The sequence below is a fragment of the Nonomuraea sp. NPDC049141 genome, assembly GCF_040648415.1.
In the GTDB taxonomy this organism is placed as follows: domain Bacteria; phylum Actinomycetota; class Actinomycetes; order Streptosporangiales; family Streptosporangiaceae; genus Nonomuraea.
Genome location: NZ_JBEZDR010000006.1, coordinates 24,485 through 46,254, shown reverse-complemented (window position 1 = coordinate 46,254; position 21,770 = coordinate 24,485). Strand labels below are relative to the sequence as shown.

Here is a 21,770-nt window from a genome sequence, read left to right as displayed (position 1 = left end):
CGGAAGGGGGGCGGGTCGCCCCGTCCCCCAAGGTCAGGTGCGGACCGGCAGGATCACGGCGGACGGGTGCTCGCGATCGTGGTGGATCTCCTGGTCGGCGGACCGGAGTGTGGTGGCGGTGGCGTGGGGTTCGCCGGTTCCCGGGTTGCGGGCGTAGCGGGGGAAGGCGCCGCTGGAGACCTGGACGCGGATGCGGTGGCCGCGCTTGAAGCGGTACGCGGTCGGCCACAGCGTCACCTTGGCGAGGGTGAGCTCGTCGGCGCCGGACAGGCTCACCAGACCGTCGCAGACGTTGTACGAGCGGCCGCGAGGGTCGACATCGCACAGCCGGACGAACACATCCGCGTACGGCAGGCTGGAGCGGAACCAGATCTCGGCGCTGACCTCGCCGATGACCTCGACGTCCTGGTCGAGCACGCCGGTGGTGTAGATGCGCACGTCCGGACGGTTCTCCAGCTTGGTGTTGTCGGCCCGGCCGGCGCCGCGGACCATGCGCACCCCGCCGACCGCCGGTGTGGGGTCGGCCGGGTCGTAGTGGTACCGGTCGGGCGGTGACTCGCCGGGCGGCTCGGTGGCCAGGTCGCCGCCGGGCTGGAGGTGGAAGCGTCGCGGCGCGTGACCTTCCGGCGGCCAGGAGTCGAAGTCGCGCCAGGTTTCCTGGCCCATCACGTACAGGCGTACCGGCGCGCGCTCCGGTGGCTGCTGCCCGCTGGCGTGGGCGAGTCCGAACGCGATGCTCTCCCGCATCACCGTGCCGTCCATACCGAGGTGGGTCCACGGCCCGACCGTCAGTCGCGCGGGGCGCCCCGCCTCCTGCAGCGTCCGGAAGTCACGGAGCTGACCGGGCAGGAAGATGTCGTACCAGCCACCTATCGAGCTGACCGGAACGCTGACCTGCGCCACCCGGTCCCGGTGGTCGAGCCCGGCCCAGCGCGGAGCCGCCGCGTCGTGGGCCAGGATGTCCTGGACGTAGTCGACGCGGTGGCCGGTGGCGGCGACGTCGGACCCGCCGAGCGGCAGGGCGAACAGTGCCCGGCCCCTCTTGCGACCCTGGGTGAGCTGCCGCAGCAACGCGAAGCGGCGTTCCTGGCCGTCCACCTGAACGCCCCACCCGAACGGCGTCTCCAGGGAAAGACCGTCCGCGCGCAGGAATTCCAGCGTCAGCGCCGACTCGGTGACCTGCGTGATCATGGCCTTGACCGTCGGTGGCAGGCTGTCCGCGACGGCCCACTGAACGTAGCCGAGGTAGCTGGCGCCGGCCAGGACGATGGAGCCGCCGAACCACGGCTGCTTCCCCACCCACTCCAGGGTCGCCAGGCCGTCCTCGCGCTCCTGCCGCATCGGGTCGAAGACCCCGCCGGAGCCGAACGTGCCCCGGGTGCTCTGCACCACCACCTGGAACCCGCGTTCGGCCCAGGGCAGCGCCATCGCACCGCCGAAGACTGGTCCGCTGCGTCCGTACGGACTGCGCAGCAGCACGGTCGGCAACCCGTCGCTCCCGGTGCGCGGCGCCCAGCGGTCGGCCAGCAACTCGACCCCGTCGGGCATGGGGACCCGCAGATCGTGGTGGACCGCGATGTCCCGCGTGAGCGGCGGGTCCAGCTTCAGGAAGCGCTGCAGGACATGACTGAGGAGTTTCATCAGTGGTGCTCCTGTTCATGGGGACGGAACCGCCGACTGTCTGCGACTTCTGTGGTAGATCGCCCCCCGGTGTAAGCGAACAAGGTAGAAGCGGCTACCGCGGATGGTAGACCGCCTCATCCAACCGGGGTTTGAAGACTGGCCGCCGATCTCTCCCTACATTTTTGAGCACCGTTCCCCGCCTCGCACGGGGAGTACATGAGGAGAGCTTCATGAGGCGATTAACCATTGTCACCGCGGTCACCGCGGTGATCCTGCCCCTGGTGGCCGTCCTTCCCGGGCAAGCGGCCGTCGCCACGACGGCGGCGGACAGCGACCAGCCCGTCGGCCCCGGCCAGTACTTCTCCGACACCAAGACCTTCGAGCTCAACGAGATCGACGCCTCGGCGGGCGCGATCGGCCGCAAGCACGGCGTGGCCGCCGTCGACGGCAGTCTGGCCCAGCCGAAGGCGGTGCCGGCCTCCCGCGCCGACCTGTCGGTGTTCGGGCCGGGCTGGCAGGCCGAATTCCTCGGCGGGACGACCGGCCGGAAACTCGACATCCTCAGCAACGCCGTCCAGGTCACCGAGCTCGACTCGGGGGAGAAGGTCACATACGCGTTCAAGAGCAGCGCATCCTTCCCCGACGGCGGCGAGGTGCGGCGCTATGAGGCCGAGAACGGCTCCAAGCTCACCCAGACCACCCGCTGGGACGCGACGGCCGGCACGATGAGCACCACCATCAGCGAGACGATCGCCACCAACCTCGGCACCACGGAAGCGGGCGACGACGGGTTCACCGACGACAGCGGCAACCCGATCAGCTCGGCCAACCTCAACCAGGTCTACACCTGGCAGCAGACGGGCGTCTCCCAGGGCGACACCTGGCGGGTGACACGCGTCGGCACGAACGCCTTCGGGACCTCTACCGTGCAGTACGACACGCAGGGCCGGGTCGCCACCGTCACCGAGCCCGCCGGCGGCGAGGAGCCTGCGAGCACGCTGGCCTTCACCTACGCGACCTCCACCACGGCCACGGGCACGGCCTTGGGCGACTACGCGGGCCGCCTCAAGCAGATCACCCAGACGGCCGGTTCGGGAACGCCTGAGACCGTGGCCGCGTACGGATACGACACCGCCGGCCTGCTGCGCAGCATGGCCGACCCGCGCGACAGCAGCATCCCGCCGGCGACCTACGGCTACGACCCGACCGGGCGGCTGACCACGATCGACTCGCGTATGTCGGGCGCCTGGGCTCTGGCCTACACCGGAGACTCGGCGCTGCCGGCCGCGACCGCCACCTCCACCACCAGGTGGCCGGACGCCTCCGACAGCGAGCCGCCGGCGCTCAGCCCGGCCGCTCCCGGCAGCGTCCCCAGCGGCGGCGTCGCGGGCCCGATGTCGTACCCGGCCTCCTGCTGGGCCGCCGTGCACTGGCTGTATCACAGCCGCAACTGCGCGGCCTGGGCAGCGCACTACGGCTGGCACGCGCCGTACTGGAGGCAGCTGCCCACCAAGCGCTGGGTGGTCGGCATCCTCTACGACCACTGCACCAATTCACCGGATGCTCCGTCGGGATTCAATTTCCGTGCCGCCTGCGACATGCACGACTACGGCTACGGACTGATCGGAAACAACTGGAAGAGGTGGTATTACCCGTACTACCTCGACACCAGCCGTAAGACCGACGTGGACGTCCTCTTCTACACCACCCTGCGCGACTGGACGTGCACCGCTTACAGCAAGTGGGTGCGGGGGCTCTGCAAGAGCATCGCGTGGACCTACCGGCAGGCCGTGCGCAAGGGCAACCCCAAGAACGGCGCGAACGCGACCAAGGACTAGTGACCCGGACCCGCGGACGCCGCTCGTGGTGGCGTCCGCGGGTGCCGTGATTCAGGCGTGGATGTTGTGCAGTTCCTTCGTGGCCCTGAGCGGAGACCGTGATGAACCGACCTCTGATTCGCCGCATCATCGCCGTGGCGGCGATCCTGCTCTCCTCGATGGCGGTCGCCGCCGACGTCTCCGCCTCGGCGCTGAGCCCGGGCACGTCGGCGGGCCCATGGGTGGAGCCCGGCCTGGCGCAGAAACTCGCGGGCGGCGCCCATACCAGGGTGAACGTGGTGACGAAGGCCCGCGCGGACCTGTCGGCCGCGGCGAGCGCCGGGCAGGTGCTCCAGACGTTGTCCGTCTTACCCGTGGTCACGCTGCGCGCGGACCAGGCGGCATTGGCGCGGCTGGCCGCCCAGCCCGGCGTGGTCAGCGTGTCGGAGGACCGGCCGGTGCCGCCGACGCTCGGTCCGAGCACCGCGCTCATCGGCGCCGACCGTACGCGCGCGGCAGGTCTGACGGGCGAGGGAAGCGTGGTGGCGGTGCTGGACACGGGCGTGGCGGTCAACCACCCCTTCCTGGGCGGCCGGGTCGTGGCCGAGGCGTGCTTCTCGCCCATCGATCCCGACTACTCGGCCACCAGCCTGTGCCCGGACGGTACGGACCAGCAGGAAGGGCCGGGCTCGGCGGACTCGGAAAGCGGCCCGTGCGCGGCCGTCGAACTGGACTGCGACCACGGAACACACGTGGCCGGCATCGTCGCGGGTGACGGCGAGGGATTGGACGGCGACGATGGCAGCGGCGTCGCACCGGGGGCTGACATCGTCGCCATCCAGGTCTTCAGCAAGTTCGACACCGAGGACTTCTGCGGAGTGGGCGGGACGCCGTGCGTCCTCAGCTTCACCAGCGCCCAGCTGGCCGGGCTGGAGAAAGTCCTGGATCTGAAAGGCGAACTCCCCATCGTCGCGGCCAACCTGAGCCTGGGCGGCGGCAGATACACCGCGTCCTGCGACACCACCGACCCGCGCAAGCCCGGCATCGACAATCTCCTGGCCGCCGGGGTGGCCACGGTCATCGCCGCGGGCAACAACGGCTACCCGGACGCGATCAGCGCCCCGGCCTGCGTCTCCTCGGCCGTCGCCGTGGGCAGCACCACCAATGACGACACGGTCTCCTCCTTCAGCAACCGCGGCCCGCTCCTCGACCTTTTCGCCCCGGGATCCGACATCATCTCCTCGGTGCCCGGTGACGAATGGCGCTCCATGAGCGGGACGTCCATGGCCGCCCCGCACGTCGCCGGCGCGCTGGCGGTGTTGCGCCAGGCCTTCCCCAACGCGGGGGTGGCCGAGCTGGTGTCGATGCTCAAGGAGAGCGGCAAGAGCATCAGCTACTCCGGCGCCACGACGCCACGGATCCAGCTCGACGACGCCGCCCTGGGAGCGAACCCGAGACCGGGGCCCGACCAGTACTTCCACTCGCGCGGCCGGATCCTCGACAGCGTCCAGATCAGCGCGAACTCCACCATGGCGGTGCAGGTCTCCGGGGTCGCCGGACTGCCCGCGGCGGGGATCCGCGCGGTCGCGCTCAACATCGCCGCCAAGGGCGACTGGTTCAACTCGGGCTCCGTGGCGGTGTACCCCTCCGACGAACAGGAGCCCGAGAGCAACACCCTCTTCTACGACCCCAACCGCTGGGCCTCCACCATGGTCATCGCGAAGGTCGGCACGGACGGGAAGGTCAAGTTGGTGAACAGGAGCGCCGCCCCGGTCCGCGTGACGCTGGACGTCCACGGCCACACCCGCGCCCAGGCCGCCACCACCGTGGGCGGCACCTACCTGCCGATCTCCCCGGTACGGATCGCGGACCGGACCGTCCTCCCGGCATGGGGGAACGTGCAGCTGGCGACCTCCGCCATGACCGGCCTGCCCACCTCCGGCGTGGACACGGTCGCGCTCACGGTGATGGTGAAGAGTGCCGCCACCGGGACGATCCGGGCCTACGCCGCCGGTGACGTCTATCCCGTCGACGCCAACATCGACTACCCCGCCAACGTCGCGGCGCAGTTCTTCACCATCGTCAAGCCCGGCTCCGACGGAAAGATCAACCTCCACAACCTCGGCGCCAACACCGTGGAGATCTCCGTTGACGTGAGCGGCTATTACACCGCCGCCCAGCGGGGATCGACCGTCAAGGCGATCCGTCCGATGCCGGTGGCCAAAGCCGTCACCATCACCGCGGGCGGCACCCGCGTGCTGAACTTCACCGGCGTGCCGGACATCCCCGCGTCCGGCGTCTCCGCCGTGGGCCTGACCGTCGCCGCCAAGGCGACCGCGGCCGGGGTCGTGTCGGTGGTTCCCGCGAGCGGGCCGAGCACCGCCCGGGTGGTGGCGTACGCGGCGGGCAAGGACACGACCGGCTTCACGACGGCCGCGCTGCGGCCGGACGGAACGGTCGTGCTGAAGAACGAGGGCACCTCGCAGGTGACCGTCTCCGTGGACGCCTACGCCTACTTCCCCGCCCGATGACTGTCCTGAACGATGCGGCCTCCGTCGCCCCGGGAGGCGCGCGCGTCAGCTCGGCCGTACCACCAGGTGAGGGCCGCCGCGGCCACGGCGAGCACAGCAGCGAGCGGCGGGAGAGCCGCGGCGCCGGCGGCGTCGAGGGCGATCCCGCCGGCCGCGCCGGACAACGAGACCGCCAGGTACACCGCGGACTGATTCAGCGAGGCGACCATCGGCTGCGTGCCCGCCGGTGCGTAGCTCATGATCAGGTGCTGCTGCGGCGTCGTGACGGTGAAGGAGAACACGCCGCAGGCCGCGACCGCCGGCAGCGCCGTCGCGTACGAGCCGCGCAGCGCCGGCACCGAGAGGAAGACGAAGGCGAGGAGCAGCGTGCCGGCGATCACGACGCGGCGGGGACCGCGACGGTCGGTGAAGTGCCCGGCCGCCAGGTTCCCCACCGTGCCGGCGACCCCGAACACCAGCAGCAACACCGCCAATCGGCCGCCCTGACCGCCGGTGGCCGGCTCGTACACGGCGCTTAGATAGGTGTAGGGGACGTAGATCCCGGTGAACGCCACGACAGTGGTGGCGAGCACGCCGAGCACCCGCCGGTCGGCGAGCGGAGCGAGCCGCTGCCGCCACCCGCCGGCCGGGCCGTGGCCGACATCGGGCAGGCGGCCGACGATGACCGGGACCACGACCAGGGCCAACGCCGTGACCAGCCACATCGTGGCCCGCCAGCCGAGCGCCGCGCCCACCGCGGTGCCCAGCGGGGCGCCGAGTGCCAGCGACGACGTGAGTCCGAGCATGACGATCGCGATGGCCCGGCCACGGCGCTCGTCCCCGGCGAGCGCCGCCGCGGTCGCGCTGGCGGTCGCCGCGTAGAGCGACGCACCGCCCGCGGCGACCACCCGGGCCGCCAGCACCAGGCCGTACGCGGGTGCCAGCGCGGTGATCACGTTGCCCACGGCGAACAGCGCCAGCCCGGCGGGCAGCACGACCCGCCGCGACCAGCCCGCGGTCAGCGTGGCCAGCACCGGGGCCAGCACGGCGTAGGCGATGGAGAAGACCGTGACGAGCTGGCCCGCCGCGGCCACGCTGACGTCCAGCGACCGGGCGATCTCGGGGAGGATGCCGGCGATGACGAAGGCGTCTGTGCCCACGGCGAAGGTCCCGAACGCCAGGATCGCCGCGTGCGTCTGCCAGCGCCCGGTGGGCTCTCTCGTCACGATCGCCCCGCCCGCGCGGCGTGCGGTGTGGTCTCGTGAAGGACGTCGTGCCTGCCTTTCGGGCAGGCGGAAGCCGTTATGACAATCATGAAGTCTCCAAAGCAAGGGAATGTGCCGATGCGACCAGAGGGGGAGTCGGTCGTCGGCGGGACCGCACGGCTGAGTCAACCCGGCCCAGCGGTGAACCTGAAGGACCGATCGGATCACCATTGATACCCTCGCGGATATGAATGATCTGGAGGTGCGGCAGCTCCGGTACTTCGTGGCGGTCGCGGAGGAGCTGCACTTCGGGCGGGCGGCCGAGCGGCTGGGCATGGCGCAGCCCCCGTTGTCCCGGGCGATCCGGACGCTGGAGCGCCGAGTGGGCGTGCGGCTGCTTGAACGCACCACACGTCACGTCGCACTCACCACAGCGGGAGAGATCTTCCTGCGGGACGCGCGGACCGCCCTCGACGCGGTCACCGCGGCCGGTCGGCGCGCCTGGCACGCGGGCCGGTCCGAGCCGCGGCTGCGACTCGCGCTCAAGGCCGACCATGACGCCGGGCTGCTGCCGCCGATCCTCGCCGCCTACCGGGGTGAGGAAGCGGCGCTCGCGGTGGAGCTGGTGCTCGGCGGGCGGGACGAGCAGGCGCCGGCGCTGCGCGACGGCCGGGCCGACGTCGCGCTGCTGACCGGCCCTTTCGACGGCCGCGGCCTGGACCAGCTGCCGCTGCTGACCGAGCCCCGCCTGGTCGCCCTGGCGGCGGCCGATCCGCTGGCCGCCCGGTCACACCTGCGCCTGGCCGACCTCACCGGCCGCAAACTCCCCAGCGGAGCCCCCGCCGACCAGGGCGGCTTCCCACCGCCGCACGCCGCCACCGCCCAGAGCGATGGCGAGCGGCCGTACACCGCCATCGCTCAGGGCGACAGTGACCGGCCGTACGTCGCCATCGCCAAGTGCGTCAGTGAGCCGCCGTACGCGGCCATCGCCCAGAGCGATGGTGAGCGCCCGCAGACGACACGCCGCGGGCTCGTGACCGCGTCCGGGCAGAGCGTCACGGACATGACGCAGATCTTGAAGCTGGTCGAGCTGGGAAGCTTCGTCTGCTTCCTCCCCGCCTCGATCGCCCGCATCTACCCGCGGCCCGAGATCGCCTACCGTGCCGTCGACGACCTGGAGCCGGTCACGCTGGCCGTCGCCTGGCCGCAGGACGCGCGCTCGGCGGCCGTCGCCGCCTTCGTCCGCACGGCCACGGCGGTCGCGGAAGCCTCTCCCACGAAGGCTGGAGTGCCGCAGCGGGCGGCCACCTGATCACGGCCGCTGTTCGGCGCGTACGAACGCCGTCGACAGGCGCAGCAGGCGGTCCGCCAGTTCCTCGGGGTCGAGGGGGTCCGCGGCGTCGATCAGCCAGTCGTTGACGATCGCGCCGGTTCCGCCCGTGATCAGCGTCGCGAAGTCCCGCACCGTGGCCTCGTCGAGGTCGCCCAACAGCTCCCGCACGCCGGCCACGGTGATGAGCGAGCCGAACAGCCTGTTCAGGGCCCGGGTCATGAGGAAGGCGCATGATCCGGTGAGCATCGCGCGGTAGAAGGACCGGTGCCGGGCGAAGTGCCGGGCCATCGCCAGCATGCGCGCGCGACGCGGTGCGCCGCTGTCCCCGACCTCGGGCATCAGCTCCCGTTCGACCAGGTCGGCCGCGGCCGCCACGAGGAGCGCGTCACGGTCGCCGAACTGCAGGTAGACCAGCTGCCGGCTGACGTTCGCGGCGTCGGCCAGGTCGGTGATGGGCAGAGCGGTGGTGCCCCGCTCGGAGACCAGGCGTACGGCGGCGGCCATGAGCGCGGCGCGGGAGCGGAGCACTCGGCGGTCTTGTCGATCCTGCATACCTCTGGACACTAGACACGTGTTAAAAAATAGACAACTGTTAAATCACTCGCTTTACCTGTCGAAAGCAAGGAGCCGCCATGTCCGCACTCGAGCCCGAAGTCCGTACCACCGCCGGTGTGGTGCGCGGCCGCACGGAGGACGGCCTGGTCGTCTTCCGCGGCATACCGTTCGCCGAACCCCCGATCGGGGAGACCCGCTTCCAGGCGCCGCGGCCCGTGCGCGGCTGGGACGGGGTACGGGAGGCGTACGCCTTCGGCCCGCCCGCCCCGCAGGATGTGAACATGGCCGGCCGTAGCGGTGGCGAGTTCCTCATGGACACGGGCGACGACTGGCTGACGGTCAACGTCTGGACGCCCGACCCCGATCCGGCCGCCCGCCGACCGGTGATGGTGTGGATCCACGGCGGCGCCTACAAGCTCGGCTTCTCCGGCAGCCCCGGCTACGACGCCCAGCACATCGCCCGCGACGGCGACGTGGTGTTCGTGTCGCTGAACTACCGCCTCGGCATCGAGGGCTTCGCCCGCATCGACGGCGCGCCCGCCAACCGGGGCCTGCTCGACCAGGTCGCCGCCCTGGAGTGGGTGCGGGAGAACATCACGGCGTTCGGCGGCGATCCCGGCCAGGTGACCGTGGCCGGTGACTCGGCCGGTGCCGGATCCATCGTCGCGCTGATGGCCATGCCGAGCGCGGCGGGGCTGTTCCGGCGGGCCGTCGCACAGAGCGTACCGGGCACGTTCTTCTCCGATGCCCTGGCCCGGGACGTCGCGACGGCCATCGCCGCCGAGGCGGGCCTGCGTCCGACGGCCAGGGAGCTGGCGGGCGTGGATCCACGGCAACTGCCGAAGCTCGGGCAGACGCTGGAGCCGAAGATGCGGCAGTACGAGGACCGCTGGGGCACATTCGCGCACACGCTCTCCCTCTTCTCCCCGGTCGTCGACGGCGAGGTGCTGCCGGCCGCGCCCTGGCAGGCACTGGCCGGTGGCGCGGGACGGGACGTGGAGCTGATCATCGGTCACACCCGCGACGAGTGCCGCACGTTCCTCCTCTTCGCCGGACAGCTCGGCAAGATCACCGAGGAGCAGGCGACGGAGGCGCTGCGCCTCTTCGGCCCCGCGGAGGACGGCGAACGGGCCTACCGCGCGGCGTTCCCGAACGCCTCCGCCGAAGGTCTGTACGAACTCGTCCAGAACGACTGGCTGTTCCGCATGCCGACCCTGCACCTGGCCGAGGCGCACACCGCCGGGGGCGGACGGGCGTACCTGTACGAGCTGACCTGGCAGTCCCCGGGCAGCGGCGGAGTGATGCGCGCCTGCCACGGCCTGGACGGCCCGCTGCTGTTCGGCACCTACGACGCGCATCTGGGCCCGGTGGCCATCGGCCCCGAGCACACCGCCGAGGCACGCGAGCTGACCACCCAGATCCGCACGGCCTGGACGTCCTTCGTCACCTCGGGCGCCCCCGGCTGGCCCGCGTACGACTCCCAGCAGCGCCAGACCCGGATCTTCGACACGCCCGGGGCGGTCAGCGCGTACCCCGAGGAGACCTCACGCCGCCTGTGGCAGGAGCACGTCTTCGAGGCCCTTCCCCTACTGGCCACCTGACGGTTCTGAGGATTCCGCCGCCGAGATGCCGAGGGCGGACAGGAACGCCGCGGCGGCAGGGGAGGGAGGGAAGCGGCTCCAGATGAGGTGCTCCATACGGGCGGGGGCGTCGCGTAGCCGGAGGACGGGCAGGTCGGGGAGCTCGCCCACGAAGGCGGCGGGCAGCATCCCGATGCCCAGGCCCTGCCGGATCAGGCGAGCCATGAAGTCCACGGTCGTCACCTCGAAGGCGACCTCGCGCCGGACCGCGGCCGCCGCGAACGCCTCGTCCGACTGGGCCCGCGCGGCGCTGCCCGGGGGGAAGTCGACGAACGGCTCGTCCGACAGCTGGCGCAGGTCCACGCGGTCCTCGTCCGCCAGCGGGTGGCCGGGCGCGACCACGGCGACGAGGTCGCCGCGTGCCAGTTCGTGGCCGTGGACGCCCTTGGGTCGTACGCCCACGGGCAGCCCCAGGAAGGCGACGTCCAGGGTGCCCTGACGTACCCGTTCGATCAGCTCTTCGCTGGCGCCGGAGCGGAGGCTGATGCGCACCTGCCGATGCCGCAGGTGGAAGTGCTTCAGCGTGGTCGGGAGATCGACCGCCGCGACGGTGGGGATGGCGCCGATGGCGAGCCGGCCGCGGATCTCGCCGTCGACGGCGGCCACCTCGGCGCGGGCTCGTTCGGCGGCGTCGAGGGCCTGGCGGGCCGCGGGGAGGAACGCCTCGCCCGCGGGGGTCAGCCGGACGCGGCGGCTGGTGCGGTCGAACAGCTTGGCGCCCAGCTCACGTTCCAGACGGGCGATCTGGTGGCTCAGCGCGGACTGGACGACCAGGCACTGCTCGGCGGCGCGGGTGAAGTTGCTCGTCTCCGCGACCGCGACGACGTAGCGCATCTGCTGAAGCTCCATGGATCAATCGTGATGCACGATCGTAGTTGATGACAAACATGTGTTGGACTCATTGATCGCCCGTCGCCCAGGCTAGGCGCATGACGACAAGACCTCACGTGAACGGCGGGCTGCTCCTGCTCATGTCGACGGCGACCGGACTGGCGGTCGCGGGCAACTATTTCGCGCAGCCGCTGCTCGACCTCATCGGCCGGGAGTTGAGGGTCGGGCCCTCGCTGGCGGCGCTGGTGGTGACGGCCGCGCAGAGCGGGTACGCGCTGGGGCTGATCCTGCTGGTGCCGCTCGGCGACCTGGTGGAGCGGCGGCGGCTGGCGGTGTCGCTCTACGCGGCGACCGCGGTGCTGCTGCTGGTGTCGGCGACCGCCGCCAACGGCATGGTGCTCCTGGCCAGTACGGCGCTGACCGCGCTGACCTCGGTGGGAGCGCAGGTGGTGGTGCCGTTCGCGGCGACGCTGGCCGACCCGGCCGAGCGCGGCCGGGTGGTCGGCACGGTGATGACCGGGCTGATGCTCGGCCTGTTGCTGGCGCGGACCGCTTCCGGAGCGCTGTCGGAGCTGGGCGGCTGGCGGACGGTCTACTGGGTGCACGCCGTCCTGATGGCGCTGATGGCCGTCCTGCTGCGGATCTTCCTGCCCCGGCTCGGCGGCGACGCCCGGCACCTGTCCTACCTGGGGCTGCTGCGCTCGACGGTCGCGATGTTCCGGTGCGAGCCGTTGCTGCGCTGGCGGTCAGGAATCGGCGCGTTGAGCCTGGCCTCGTTCAGCGTGCTGTGGACGGCGCTGACCTTCCTGCTGGCGCGGTCGCCGTACGGCTGGACGGAGTCGGCCATCGGCCTGTTCGGCCTGGTCGGCGTGGTGGGCGCGCTGACCGCCACGGTGGCGGGGCGGCTGGCCGACCGCGGGCACGTCCAGATGGTGACCGGCGGCGGGACGGTCCTGCTGCTGGTCTCCTGGACGGCGATCGCGGCGGGGGCACGCTCGCTGGTCTGGCTGCTCGTCGGCGTGATCGTGCTGGACCTGGCGCATCAGGCGGTGCTCAACAGCAGCCAGAACGTCCTCTACGCGCTCCGGCCCGAAGCCCGCAACCGGATCAACTCCGCCTTCATGACCGCCTTGTTCCTGGGCGGCGCGGTGGGCTCCGCGCTGACCTCGGTGGTCTGGGTGAGCGGCGGCTGGACCGGCGTGTGCGTCCTGGGCGCCACCCTCTCGGCCGGCACCGTCGTGCTCTGGCTCCTGGAGCGCTTCACCATCAACCGGGCGGCACGGCAGCCCCTGGTCCGAATCCCCGTCACCACCAAAGGAGAATGAGCGTGCCACGCACCGTACTGATCACCGGAGCCACCGGAACCGTGTCCACCGCACTGATGAAGGCGCTGGACGGAGCCGAGGTGGACCTCCGTGCTCTCGTCCGCGAAGAGTCCAAAGCGGACGGCCTCCGCGCCGAGGCCTTCGTCGGTGACCTCGATGACGCCCGGTCGCTGCCGCCCGCCTTCAAGGGGGTGCAGGACGTGTGGCTGCTCACCCCGAACGGCCCGCGCGCTCCCGAGCACAACATGAACGCCGTGTGGGCCGCCCGCCAGGCCGGTGTGGAGCGCATCGTGCGCCTGTCCGTCGTCGGCGCGGCCCACGACGCGCCGAACCGCAGCGGCAGACTGCACGCGCTGTCCGACCGGGAGACCGAACGGTGCGGCATGCGCTGGACGATCCTGCGCCCCCACTGGTTCATGCAGAACCTGCTCAACGAGGCGGGCGACATCTCGGCCACCGGCATGTTCTCGCTGAACCTGGCCGCGGCGCGGATCGGCATGATCGACGTCCGCGACATCGCCGAGTGCGCCGCCCGCGTGCTCCTCGACGACCCGGACCGCCACCACGGCCGGACGTACACCCTCACCGGGCCGCGCTCGCTGACCTTCGACGAGGTCGCCGACCAGCTGGGTCTGGCTCTCGGCAGATCCATCACATACCTGCCGGTCAGCGACGACGCCAAGCGCGAGACCCTGCTCTGCTACGGCGTCCCGGCCTGGATCGTCGACATGCTCGAGGAGTACGCGCGGGCTTATGCCTCCGGCTGGGGCGACCTCACCACCGATACGGTCGCCGACCTTCTCGGCCACCCCCCGCGCGACCTCGCCGACTTCGTCCGCGACCACGCCACGGCCTTCACCTCCGACGAAGGACCGAAGCCGTGACCCGCTGGTCAACCGCGAAATTTCGGGTTAACTCCTCGGTGGCCACGCCGGATGAGGCCGAGCACGGCCAGGCCGGATTCACCGCCGCGTACTGGCCTCTCGCCAGTAGGAAGGCATCCCGCCAGGTGAACCTGCACGGCGGGTCATTGCGGGAAGGCGACGGCCTGTTGCCGCGCGTTGTCCGCGGTGCAGAGCCGGCTCGACGCCGTGACCGTCCTGCGGCTGAACGCGACGGGCGCCGACCTGTAGACGCGCGATCCTGGTCTTGGCCAGCCCGAGCTCAGCCAGCGGACTGACCAGGGGAACGGTGGGCCGGACCCGTTGGCGTCGTGAGGTGGGTGGCGACGATCGCGTCGATCAGTTCGTCCATCGGCGGCCAGGGAACGATGGGGCGAGCCGTCCGGAGGCTGAGAACCCCGTGGAGGGCACCCCATAGGGACAGCGTGGCCAGCCAAGGGTCGGTGATCTTGGCGATGCCGGCATCGGCGCAAGCGGAGATGACCCGCTGGACCGCCTGGATGGCCGGGAGGCCGGGGCGTTCATCCTCGGTGATCGCCCGGGGAGGTTTGCCGGTGGAGCCGGGCACGGTGAACATCACCTGATAGGCGTTGGGGTGGTCCGCGGCGAAGCGGCAGTAGGCGTGGGCGGCGGCGTGCAACTGGTCGGCGGGGTCGGTGTGCTCGGCGATGGCGTCTTCCAGATGGCGGGCCAGGACGGCGAAGTGCTCCTGGTAGACGGCGAGCAGGAGTGCCATTTTGTCGGGGAAGTGCAGGTAGACGCTGGTTGCGGCGATGCCGACCTCGCGCGCGACCGCACGCAGTGACAGGGTCTCGTGGGTGGCCCCGTGCTCGAGGAGCCTGTTGGTGGCGGTGATGAGATCCTGGCGGAGCCGATCTCCCTGGCCGCGCCGGTTGGGCGTGTGGCGGGCGGTCTTGCCGGGGTCCGGTGTCATCGGTGTCCTCCAGTGAGCGTCATGACGTGTCCGCATCCGGACGCCAAGTGCTCTTGACGGTCGCGACTCACATGTTCAGGCTACATATTAGCGCTACGGCGTAGCCGCACACGTTGTGTCCGGCCAAGCATGGCAGAAAGCGCGAGGAGAAGGTTCCAGGCGAGCGGATCCGCTGGGTTCCCTTCGCCGTCAGGAACGAGATCTCGGTGAACTGTGAAGAAGGCGTTGATCGTCCCTGGAGAACCCTCGTGGGTGTACGAGGCGCAGGTCCGGGCGGGATCGACGGTGGTCTCTGTCGCCACCGTGGAAGGGTCCTTGGCGGTCATGGTCCCGGCCGCGGGAGCCGCCTTCACATCAGGCACGACGTTGCGCATCCGCGGACACGGCCTCGCGGACTCCGCGTTCACGATGCCCGAAGTGCCGGCATGAGCCCGGTACCCTTCACCTCGGCCTGAGCGGCGCGGTGAGACGGGCTCGTCCCCGCGTGCCGCGCCGCGGATCATCACGCCCACTCGGACGGCCACAGCGTCAGTTTAGCTGATCTCATCAATATGACGTTACGCCAAGATGTCAGGACAAAGTCTTGACGTAGGCTGTGTCCGCGAGGCAGGCTTCACATCATCGTCGACCACCTTGCCCAGGGGTGGGCTGGAGGCCTTACGCGTCGCGGAGTCGGGCGAATGCCGAGAGCCCGTCGCGCTTTCTGAGGATGGAGTTGCCATGACCACCCCGTTCACCCCGCCGGTGGGCCACCGCATCGCCGGTCCGGCCGTCCCGTGGGGGTCTGGTGCCGGGGCAGCCGGCCCGGCTCCCGCCATCCGAGCGTCGAGCACCGGCACGGCTCGGCGGGCGCGGCGGGGGTGTGAGTGATGGCGCAGTCATACGACCTGGTGTCCATGGGCCGGTGCGGGGTGGACATCTACCCGCTCGACCACGGCGTCGGCCTGGAGGACGTGGAACGGTTCGCCAAGTTCCTGGGCGGCAGCGCGACCAACGTCGCGGTGGCCGCGGCCCGGCACGGGCGCCGCGCGGCGATCGTCACGCGGACCGGGCGCGACCCGTTCGGCCGCTTCGTCCGGCGGGCGCTGCGCGGATTCGGCGTCGACGACGTCTTCGCCGGTGAGGTCGACGGGCCGCCGACCCCGGTGACGTTCTGCGAGATCTTCCCTCCGGATCATTTCCCGCTGTACTTCTACCGCTATCCGATCGCGCCCGACCTGCTGATCGAGCCGGAGGAGGTTCCGTTCGACGCCGTACGCGAGGCCGGGGTCTTCTGGGCCACCGTCACAGGGCTGTCGCAGGAGCCGTCGCGCTCGGCGCACTTCGCCGCCTGGCGGGCCCGTGGCCGCCGCGCGCACACCGTGCTCGATCTCGACTACCGGCCGATGTTCTGGCCGGACCCGGGCGAGGCGAGCGCGCAGGTGAGCCAGGCCCTGGAGCACGTCACGGCGGCGGTCGGCAACCGGGAGGAGTGCGAGGTCGCGGTCGGGGAGGCCGACCCCCGGCGGGCGGCGGACGCCCTGCTGGAGCGGGGCGTCGAGCTGGCGATCGTGAAGCAGGGGCCCAAGGGGGTGCTCGCCGCGACCGCGGACGAGCGCGTCGAGGTGCCGCCCTTCCCGGTGACGGTCGTCAACGGGCTCGGCGCCGGCGACGCCTTCGGCGGCGCGCTCGTCCACGGCCTGCTGTCCGGCTGGGACCTGACCCGCATCCTGCGCTTCGCGAACGTGGCCGGCGCCATCGTCGCCGGCCGGCTCGAATGCGCCGACGCGATGCCGACGGAGGCCGAGGTCGAGGCAATCCTGAAGAGCGCACCGAACAGTGGAGAGGACCGACGATGACGACCCAGACGCCGAGTCGCCCCGGCATCGCCGACCTGACCGAGATCCGGGTACGCGAGCCGCACCGGATCACCGAAGGCTGGGCCGCCCGCCGGCGGCGCGACCTCGTGGGCGCGGACGGCAGGCTGCTCATCGTGGCCGCCGACCACCCCGCCCGCGGCGCGCTCGGCGTGCGCGGGGACGCCAGGGCGATGGCCTCACGGGGCAACCTGCTGGAACGCCTGACGACGGCGCTGGCGCGCCCCGGTGTGGACGGCGTGCTCGGCACCCCCGACATCCTGGACGACCTGCTGCTGCTGGGGGCGTTGGAGGACAAGGTCGCGATCGGCTCGATGAACCGGGGCGGCCTGCAGGGCGCGGTCTTCGAGCTGGACGATCGCTTCACCGCCTACACCGCGGAGGAGATCGTCGCCCGCGGCCTGGAGGGCGGCAAGATGCTCACCCGGATCTGCCTCGACGACCCCGGCACGGCCGCCACGCTGGAGGCCGGCGGCCGGGCGGTCACCGAGCTGGGCGCGCACGGCGTCATGGCGATGGTGGAGCCGTTCCTGTCGGTCCGCCGCGAGGGCCGGGTGCACAACCTGCTCGACCCCGACTCGACCATCACCTCCGTCCACATCGCCGCCGGGCTCGGCGCCACCAGCCGGCACACCTGGCTGAAGCTGCCCGTGGTCGAGGAACTGGACCGGGTCATGGACGCCACGACCCTGCCCACCCTGCTGCTGGGCGGCGACCCAAGCGGCCACCCCGACGAGACCTACGCCAGGTGGGGGAGCGCCCTGCGGCTGCCCGCCGTGCGGGGACTGGTCGTGGGAAGGGCGCTGCTGTTCCCGCCCGACGGCGACGTGGCCGCGGCGGTGGACCTCGCCGCGGGGCTCGTCCACGGAGACAGGTCATGAACGACAACGAACGCTGGGTCCGGTCGTACGGCACGGCCGCCGAAGGGCCCTTCCAGGTGTCGATCACCGACAACGTGCCCGGGTGGGCCCACACGAGCCTGCGCGTGGCCACGCCGGCGCCGTTCGAGCGGGTGGAGCTGGACACCGGGGACAGCGAGATCATCGTGGTGCCCCTGCGGGGCGGCGTCGACGTCACGGTCACCGACCACGCGGGACGCCACCACAAGGCCCGGCTGGCCGGACGCGAGAGCGTGTTCGCCGGGCCCACCGACGTCGCCTACGTTCCCAGGGGCGCCGCCCTCACGGTGACCGCCGGCGAGCATCCGGCGAAGATCGCGCTCTGCGGAGCGAAGGCCGCCAAACGGACCGAGCCGCCGCCGTTCCGGCACCTGGCCGCGGCCGACGTCCCCATCGAAGACCGCGGCGCCGGCTCGGCCGCGCGCCAGGTGCGTAACTTCGGGATCCCGCAGGTGCTCGACGCCGACTCGATCATCGCCTGCGAGGTGATCACGCCCGCCGGCAACTGGAGCTCGTACCCGCCGCACAAGCACGACGAGGAGCGCGACGGCCTGGAGACCGAGCTGGAGGAGATCTACTACTTCGAGGTCCAGGCCCAGGACGCCCCCGACGGCGCGGACCCCGTCGGCTACCAGCGCGTGTACGGCACCGCCGAACGCCCCATCGACGTCCTGACCGAGGTACGTACCGGCGACGTCGTCCTCGTCCCGCACGGATGGCACGGACCCGCGATGGCCCCGCCCGGCTACGACCTGTACTACCTCAACGTGATGGCCGGCCCCGGCGCCACCCGGGCCTGGCTGATATGCGACGACCCCGCCCACGCCTGGCTCCGAGGAGGAAATCCATGACCGGCACGGTACGCCTGACCGTCAGTCAGGCCGTCGTGCGCTTCCTGGCCGTCCAGTGGAGCGAGCGCGACGGGCGGCGGCAGAAGCTGTTCGCCGGGTGCTTCGGCATCTTCGGCCACGGCAACGTCGCCGGGCTCGGCCAGGCGCTGCTGCAGGACGAGCTCGCCGACGACCACCCGGACCGCCTGCCGTACGTGCTGGCCCGCAACGAGCAGGCGATGGTGCACACGGCCGTGGCCTACGCCCGCCAGAAGGATCGCCTCCAGACCTGGGTCTGCACGGCGTCCGTCGGCCCCGGCTCGACCAACATGCTCACCGGGGCGGCGCTGGCCACCATCAACCGGCTGCCGGTGCTGCTGCTGCCCTCGGGCACGTTCGCGACGCGGGTGGCGGGGCCGGTGCTGCAGGAGCTGGAGGCGCCGTACGCGGCGGACGTCACCGTCAACGACGCCTTCCGCCCGCTGTCGCGCTTCTTCGACCGGGTCAACCGGCCCGAGCAGCTGCCCTCGGCGCTGCTCGGCGCCATGCGGGTGCTGACCGACCCGGTGGAGACCGGGGCGGTGACGATCGTGCTGCCGCAGGACGTGCAGGCCGAGGCGTTCGACTGGCCGGTGGAGCTGTTCGCCCCGCGGGTCTGGCGGGTGGGCCGGCCGCTGCCGGAGGCCGCCGACATAGCCGAGGCCGCGGCGCTGATCTCGGCGGCCCGGCGGCCGTTCGTCGTGGCGGGCGGCGGGGTGCACTACTCCGGCGCCGAGAAGGCGCTGCGCGCGTTCTGCGAGGCGACCGGCATCCCGGTGGGGGAGAGTCAGGCCGGCAAGGGCGCGCTGCCGCACGGCCACCCGCAGGCGATGGGCGCCGTCGGCTCGACGGGCACCACCGCCGCCAACGCGCTGGCTCGGGAGGCCGACCTGGTGATCGGGATCGGCACCCGCTACAGCGATTTCACCACCGCCTCGCGCACCGCCTTCCAGGATCCGGGCGTGCGCTTCGTCAACGTCAACGTCGCGCGCTTCGACGCCGGCAAGCTGGCCGGCCTGTCGGTCGTGGCCGACGCCCGCGAGGCCCTGACCGCGCTCACCCAGGCACTGGACAGCCACCAAGTGGACCCGGCCTACCGGGAACGGCAGGCCGGGCTGTGGCGCGAATGGGACGCCAAGGTGGAGGCGGCCTACAACCCACCCCCGGAGGTCACCGGCGCGCTCGCCGACGGCGTGCTCACCCAGGGCACCGTGCTCGGCCGCGTCAACGAGCTGTCCGACCCCGCGGACGTGGTGGTGTGCGCGGCCGGCTCCATGCCCGGCGACCTGCACAAACTGTGGCGGGTACGCGACCGCAAGGCGTATCACGTCGAGTACGGCTACTCCTGCATGGGCTACGAGATCCCGGGCGGCCTCGGCGTCCGGCTGGCGGACCCGGACCGGGACGTCTTCGTCATGGTGGGCGACGGCTCGTACCTGATGATGCCGACCGAACTGGTCACCGCCGTCCAGGAACGCATCAAGATCATCGTCGTCCTGGTCCAGAACCACGGCTTCCACTCCATCGGCTCGCTGTCGGAGGAGCTCGGCTCGCAGCGCTTCGGCACCAGCTACCGCTTCCGCGACGCGGCCACCGGCCGGCTGGCGGGCGACCGGCTGCCGGTCGACCTGGCCGCCAGCGCCCGCAGCTTCGGTGCCACCGTCATCGAGGTGCGCGACCGGCAGGAGCTCGAACAGGCGATCAAGGACGCCAAGGCCGCCCCGGCGGACGGCGGCCCCGTCGTCATCCACGTCGAGAGCGACCCGCTGGTGCACGCCCCGGACAGCGCGTCCTGGTGGGACGTCCCGGTCAGCCAGGTCAGCGAGCTCGGCACCACCCGCCGCGCCTACGAGCGGTACACGACGCACAAGGCCGCGCAACGCCCCCACGTGGCCCCGACCACCCGCGACCCGGAAGGACCACTACGTTGACCACCCGCATCACCCACCTCATAGGCGGCCGTTCCTGGGAAGGCACCTCCGAGCGCGCCGGCGACGTGCACAACCCCGCGACCGGCGCCGTCACCGGCCGCGTCGACCTGGCCTCCGCCGACCTCGTCGGCCAGGCCGTCGCCACGGCGAAGGCGGCCTGGACCGGCTGGGCCGGCACCTCGCTGGCCAAGCGCGCCCAGGTGCTGTTCGCCTTCCGCGAGCTGCTGAACGCGCGCAAGCACGAGGTCGCCGAGCTGATCACCGCCGAGCACGGCAAGGTCCTCGACGACGCGCTCGGCGAGGTCACCAGGGGGCTGGAGGTCGCCGAGTTCGCGTGCGGCATCCCGCACCTGCTCAAGGGCGGCTTCAGCGAGAACGTCTCCACCCGGGTCGACGTGTACTCCATCCGGCAGTCGCTCGGCGTCGTGGCGGTGATCTCGCCGTTCAACTTCCCCGCGATGGTGCCGCTGTGGTTCGTCCCGATCGCCATCGCCTGTGGCAACGCGGTGATACTCAAGCCCTCCGAGAAGGACCCGTCGGCGGCGGTCGCCATGGCCCGCCTGTGGACCGAGGCCGGCCTGCCCGACGGGGTCCTGAACGTCGTGCACGGCGACAAGGAGGCCGTGGACGCCCTGCTCACCCATCCCGACGTGCGGGCCGTCTCGTTCGTCGGCTCCACCCCGATCGCCCGGTACGTCTACGAGACCGGCACCGCGCACGGCAAGCGGGTGCAGGCCCTCGGCGGCGCCAAGAACCACATGCTCGTCCTGCCCGACGCCGACCTCGATCTCACCGCCGACGCCGCCGTCAACGCCGGCTTCGGCTCGGCCGGCGAACGCTGCATGGCGATCTCGGCGCTCGTCGCGGTCGACACCATCGCCGGCGAACTCGTCGAGAAGATCAAGGACCGGATGCGCAAGCTGCGCACCGGCGACGGCACCCGGGGCTGCGACATGGGCCCGCTGGTCACCCGCCAGCACCGCGACAAGGTGGCCGGGTACGTCGAGTCCGGGCTCGCGGAGGGGGCGAGCCTGGTCGTCGACGGCCGGGACGGGAACTTCGACGGCGACGCGGACGGCTTCTGGCTCGGACCCACCCTGTTCGACGACGTTACCCCCGACATGTCCATCTACCGCGACGAGATCTTCGGCCCGGTGCTGTCCGTCGTCCGGGTGAAGTCCTACGACGAGGGCCTGGCCCTCATCAACGCCAACCCGTACGGAAACGGCACCGCCATCTTCACCAACGACGGCGGGGCGGCGCGGCGCTTCCAGAACGAGGTGGAGGTCGGCATGGTGGGCATCAATGTGCCGATCCCGGTGCCGGTGTCGCATTACTCCTTCGGTGGCTGGAAGAACAGCCTGTTCGGGGACACGCACGCGCACGGCACGGAAGGCGTGCATTTCTTCACCCGTGGCAAGGTCGTCACCTCCCGCTGGCTCGACCCCTCGCACGGCGGCCTCAATCTCGGTTTCCCGCAGAACGACTGACGGCCCCTCGCCAAAAGAAAGGACAAGCATCTGTCATTAAATGACAAATT

Annotated in this window: 17 protein-coding genes; 12 read left to right on the top strand and 5 right to left on the bottom strand. The window is 71.5% G+C overall.

Translation table 11 applies throughout. The features are described 5' to 3' along the window. Positions 1–33 precede the first annotated feature (33 nt). A complete protein-coding gene (locus tag AB0B91_RS19225; RefSeq protein WP_358320936.1) occupies positions 34–1,641 on the bottom strand; it encodes a CocE/NonD family hydrolase in 1,608 nt (535 codons plus the stop codon). A gap of 212 nt (positions 1,642–1,853) precedes the next feature. Between AB0B91_RS19225 and AB0B91_RS19220 the strand changes: the two genes are divergently transcribed. Together AB0B91_RS19220 and AB0B91_RS19215 are read left to right on the top strand one after the other, a co-directional pair. Continuing rightward, positions 1,854–3,461, top strand: coding sequence for a phospholipase A2 (locus tag AB0B91_RS19220; RefSeq protein ID WP_358320933.1), 1,608 nt, complete (start codon positions 1,854–1,856; stop codon positions 3,459–3,461). Positions 3,462–3,562: 101 nt separating this feature from the next. Then, positions 3,563–5,971, top strand: a complete 2,409-nt coding sequence (locus AB0B91_RS19215; RefSeq protein ID WP_358320930.1) for a S8 family serine peptidase — start codon at positions 3,563–3,565, stop codon at positions 5,969–5,971. Here the strand turns inward: AB0B91_RS19215 and AB0B91_RS19210 are convergent. Continuing rightward, a complete protein-coding gene (locus tag AB0B91_RS19210; protein WP_358320927.1) occupies positions 5,953–7,176 on the bottom strand; it encodes an MFS transporter in 1,224 nt (407 codons plus the stop codon). The two genes, AB0B91_RS19215 and AB0B91_RS19210, sit on opposite strands and share 19 nt — an antisense overlap. Positions 7,177–7,402: 226 nt before the next feature. Here AB0B91_RS19210 and AB0B91_RS19205 point away from each other — a divergent pair, with 226 nt between their 5' ends. Continuing rightward, complete coding sequence (locus tag AB0B91_RS19205; RefSeq protein ID WP_358320925.1) at positions 7,403–8,467, top strand: LysR substrate-binding domain-containing protein; 1,065 nt, start codon at positions 7,403–7,405, stop codon at positions 8,465–8,467. Here the strand turns inward: AB0B91_RS19205 and AB0B91_RS19200 are convergent, their stop codons facing one another. After that, on the bottom strand, positions 8,468–9,040 hold the full coding sequence (locus tag AB0B91_RS19200; protein ID WP_358320922.1) for a TetR family transcriptional regulator: 573 nt from the start codon (positions 9,038–9,040) through the stop codon (positions 8,468–8,470). Between the two features lie 80 nt (positions 9,041–9,120). On the opposite strand from AB0B91_RS19200, the gene AB0B91_RS19195 reads away from it, so the two are divergent. Then, positions 9,121–10,644, top strand: a complete 1,524-nt coding sequence (locus tag AB0B91_RS19195; RefSeq protein ID WP_358320919.1) for a carboxylesterase family protein — start codon at positions 9,121–9,123, stop codon at positions 10,642–10,644. Here AB0B91_RS19195 and AB0B91_RS19190 read toward each other — a convergent pair. Then, entirely contained in the window at positions 10,630–11,532 is a 903-nt protein-coding gene (locus tag AB0B91_RS19190; RefSeq protein ID WP_358320916.1) for a LysR family transcriptional regulator, read from the bottom strand. The genes AB0B91_RS19195 and AB0B91_RS19190 overlap by 15 nt on opposite strands. A gap of 80 nt (positions 11,533–11,612) precedes the next feature. Between AB0B91_RS19190 and AB0B91_RS19185 the strand changes: the two genes are divergently transcribed. Further along, a complete protein-coding gene (locus AB0B91_RS19185; RefSeq protein WP_358320914.1) occupies positions 11,613–12,839 on the top strand; it encodes an MFS transporter in 1,227 nt (408 codons plus the stop codon). A gap of 2 nt (positions 12,840–12,841) precedes the next feature. Continuing rightward, positions 12,842–13,723, top strand: a complete 882-nt coding sequence (locus AB0B91_RS19180; protein WP_358320911.1) for an SDR family oxidoreductase — start codon at positions 12,842–12,844, stop codon at positions 13,721–13,723. A gap of 280 nt (positions 13,724–14,003) precedes the next feature. Here the strand turns inward: AB0B91_RS19180 and AB0B91_RS19175 are convergent, their stop codons facing one another. Then, complete coding sequence (locus AB0B91_RS19175; protein WP_358320908.1) at positions 14,004–14,675, bottom strand: TetR/AcrR family transcriptional regulator; 672 nt, start codon at positions 14,673–14,675, stop codon at positions 14,004–14,006. Positions 14,676–15,395: 720 nt separating this feature from the next. Here AB0B91_RS19175 and AB0B91_RS19170 point away from each other — a divergent pair. The 6 genes from AB0B91_RS19170 to AB0B91_RS19145 are packed head-to-tail and all read left to right on the top strand — an operon-like array spanning position 15,396 to position 21,720. Then, a complete protein-coding gene (locus AB0B91_RS19170) occupies positions 15,396–15,545 on the top strand; it encodes a hypothetical protein (protein WP_358320905.1) in 150 nt (49 codons plus the stop codon). Continuing rightward, entirely contained in the window at positions 15,545–16,513 is a 969-nt protein-coding gene (gene iolC, locus AB0B91_RS19165; RefSeq protein WP_358320902.1) for a 5-dehydro-2-deoxygluconokinase, read from the top strand. Before AB0B91_RS19170 ends, iolC begins: the two co-directional genes overlap by 1 nt. Continuing rightward, entirely contained in the window at positions 16,510–17,412 is a 903-nt protein-coding gene (locus AB0B91_RS19160) for a deoxyribose-phosphate aldolase (RefSeq protein WP_358320899.1), read from the top strand. The genes iolC and AB0B91_RS19160 overlap by 4 nt, the downstream gene beginning before the upstream one ends. After that, a complete protein-coding gene (gene iolB / locus AB0B91_RS19155; RefSeq protein ID WP_358320896.1) occupies positions 17,409–18,281 on the top strand; it encodes a 5-deoxy-glucuronate isomerase in 873 nt (290 codons plus the stop codon). The genes AB0B91_RS19160 and iolB overlap by 4 nt, the downstream gene beginning before the upstream one ends. Continuing rightward, the gene (iolD, locus tag AB0B91_RS19150; protein ID WP_358320894.1) at positions 18,278–20,230 is read left to right on the top strand and encodes a 3D-(3,5/4)-trihydroxycyclohexane-1,2-dione acylhydrolase (decyclizing); all 1,953 of its coding nucleotides are present in this window, start codon (positions 18,278–18,280) and stop codon (positions 20,228–20,230) included. Before iolB ends, iolD begins: the two co-directional genes overlap by 4 nt. Next, positions 20,227–21,720 (top strand): CoA-acylating methylmalonate-semialdehyde dehydrogenase, encoded by a 1,494-nt coding sequence (locus tag AB0B91_RS19145; protein WP_358320891.1) that lies wholly within the window; start codon positions 20,227–20,229, stop codon positions 21,718–21,720. Before iolD ends, AB0B91_RS19145 begins: the two co-directional genes overlap by 4 nt. Positions 21,721–21,770 lie beyond the last annotated feature (50 nt).

What these genes read in the sequence shown, in the direction of transcription:
- AB0B91_RS19190 (WP_358320916.1), bottom strand. Translation starts at nt 11,532, where the DNA reads ATGGAGCTTCAGCAGATGCGCTACGTCGTCGCGGTCGCGGAGACGAGC.
- AB0B91_RS19225 (WP_358320936.1), bottom strand. Translation starts at nt 1,641, where the DNA reads ATGAAACTCCTCAGTCATGTCCTGCAGCGCTTCCTGAAGCTGGACCCG.
- AB0B91_RS19215 (WP_358320930.1), top strand. Translation starts at nt 3,563, where the DNA reads ATGAACCGACCTCTGATTCGCCGCATCATCGCCGTGGCGGCGATCCTG.
- AB0B91_RS19170 (WP_358320905.1), top strand. Translation starts at nt 15,396, where the DNA reads ATGACCACCCCGTTCACCCCGCCGGTGGGCCACCGCATCGCCGGTCCG.
- iolC (WP_358320902.1), top strand. Translation starts at nt 15,545, where the DNA reads ATGGCGCAGTCATACGACCTGGTGTCCATGGGCCGGTGCGGGGTGGAC.
- AB0B91_RS19185 (WP_358320914.1), top strand. Translation starts at nt 11,613, where the DNA reads ATGACGACAAGACCTCACGTGAACGGCGGGCTGCTCCTGCTCATGTCG.
- AB0B91_RS19195 (WP_358320919.1), top strand. Translation starts at nt 9,121, where the DNA reads ATGTCCGCACTCGAGCCCGAAGTCCGTACCACCGCCGGTGTGGTGCGC.
- iolB (WP_358320896.1), top strand. Translation starts at nt 17,409, where the DNA reads ATGAACGACAACGAACGCTGGGTCCGGTCGTACGGCACGGCCGCCGAA.
- AB0B91_RS19175 (WP_358320908.1), bottom strand. Translation starts at nt 14,675, where the DNA reads ATGACACCGGACCCCGGCAAGACCGCCCGCCACACGCCCAACCGGCGC.
- AB0B91_RS19205 (WP_358320925.1), top strand. Translation starts at nt 7,403, where the DNA reads ATGAATGATCTGGAGGTGCGGCAGCTCCGGTACTTCGTGGCGGTCGCG.
- iolD (WP_358320894.1), top strand. Translation starts at nt 18,278, where the DNA reads ATGACCGGCACGGTACGCCTGACCGTCAGTCAGGCCGTCGTGCGCTTC.
- AB0B91_RS19160 (WP_358320899.1), top strand. Translation starts at nt 16,510, where the DNA reads ATGACGACCCAGACGCCGAGTCGCCCCGGCATCGCCGACCTGACCGAG.
- AB0B91_RS19220 (WP_358320933.1), top strand. Translation starts at nt 1,854, where the DNA reads ATGAGGCGATTAACCATTGTCACCGCGGTCACCGCGGTGATCCTGCCC.
- AB0B91_RS19200 (WP_358320922.1), bottom strand. Translation starts at nt 9,040, where the DNA reads ATGCAGGATCGACAAGACCGCCGAGTGCTCCGCTCCCGCGCCGCGCTC.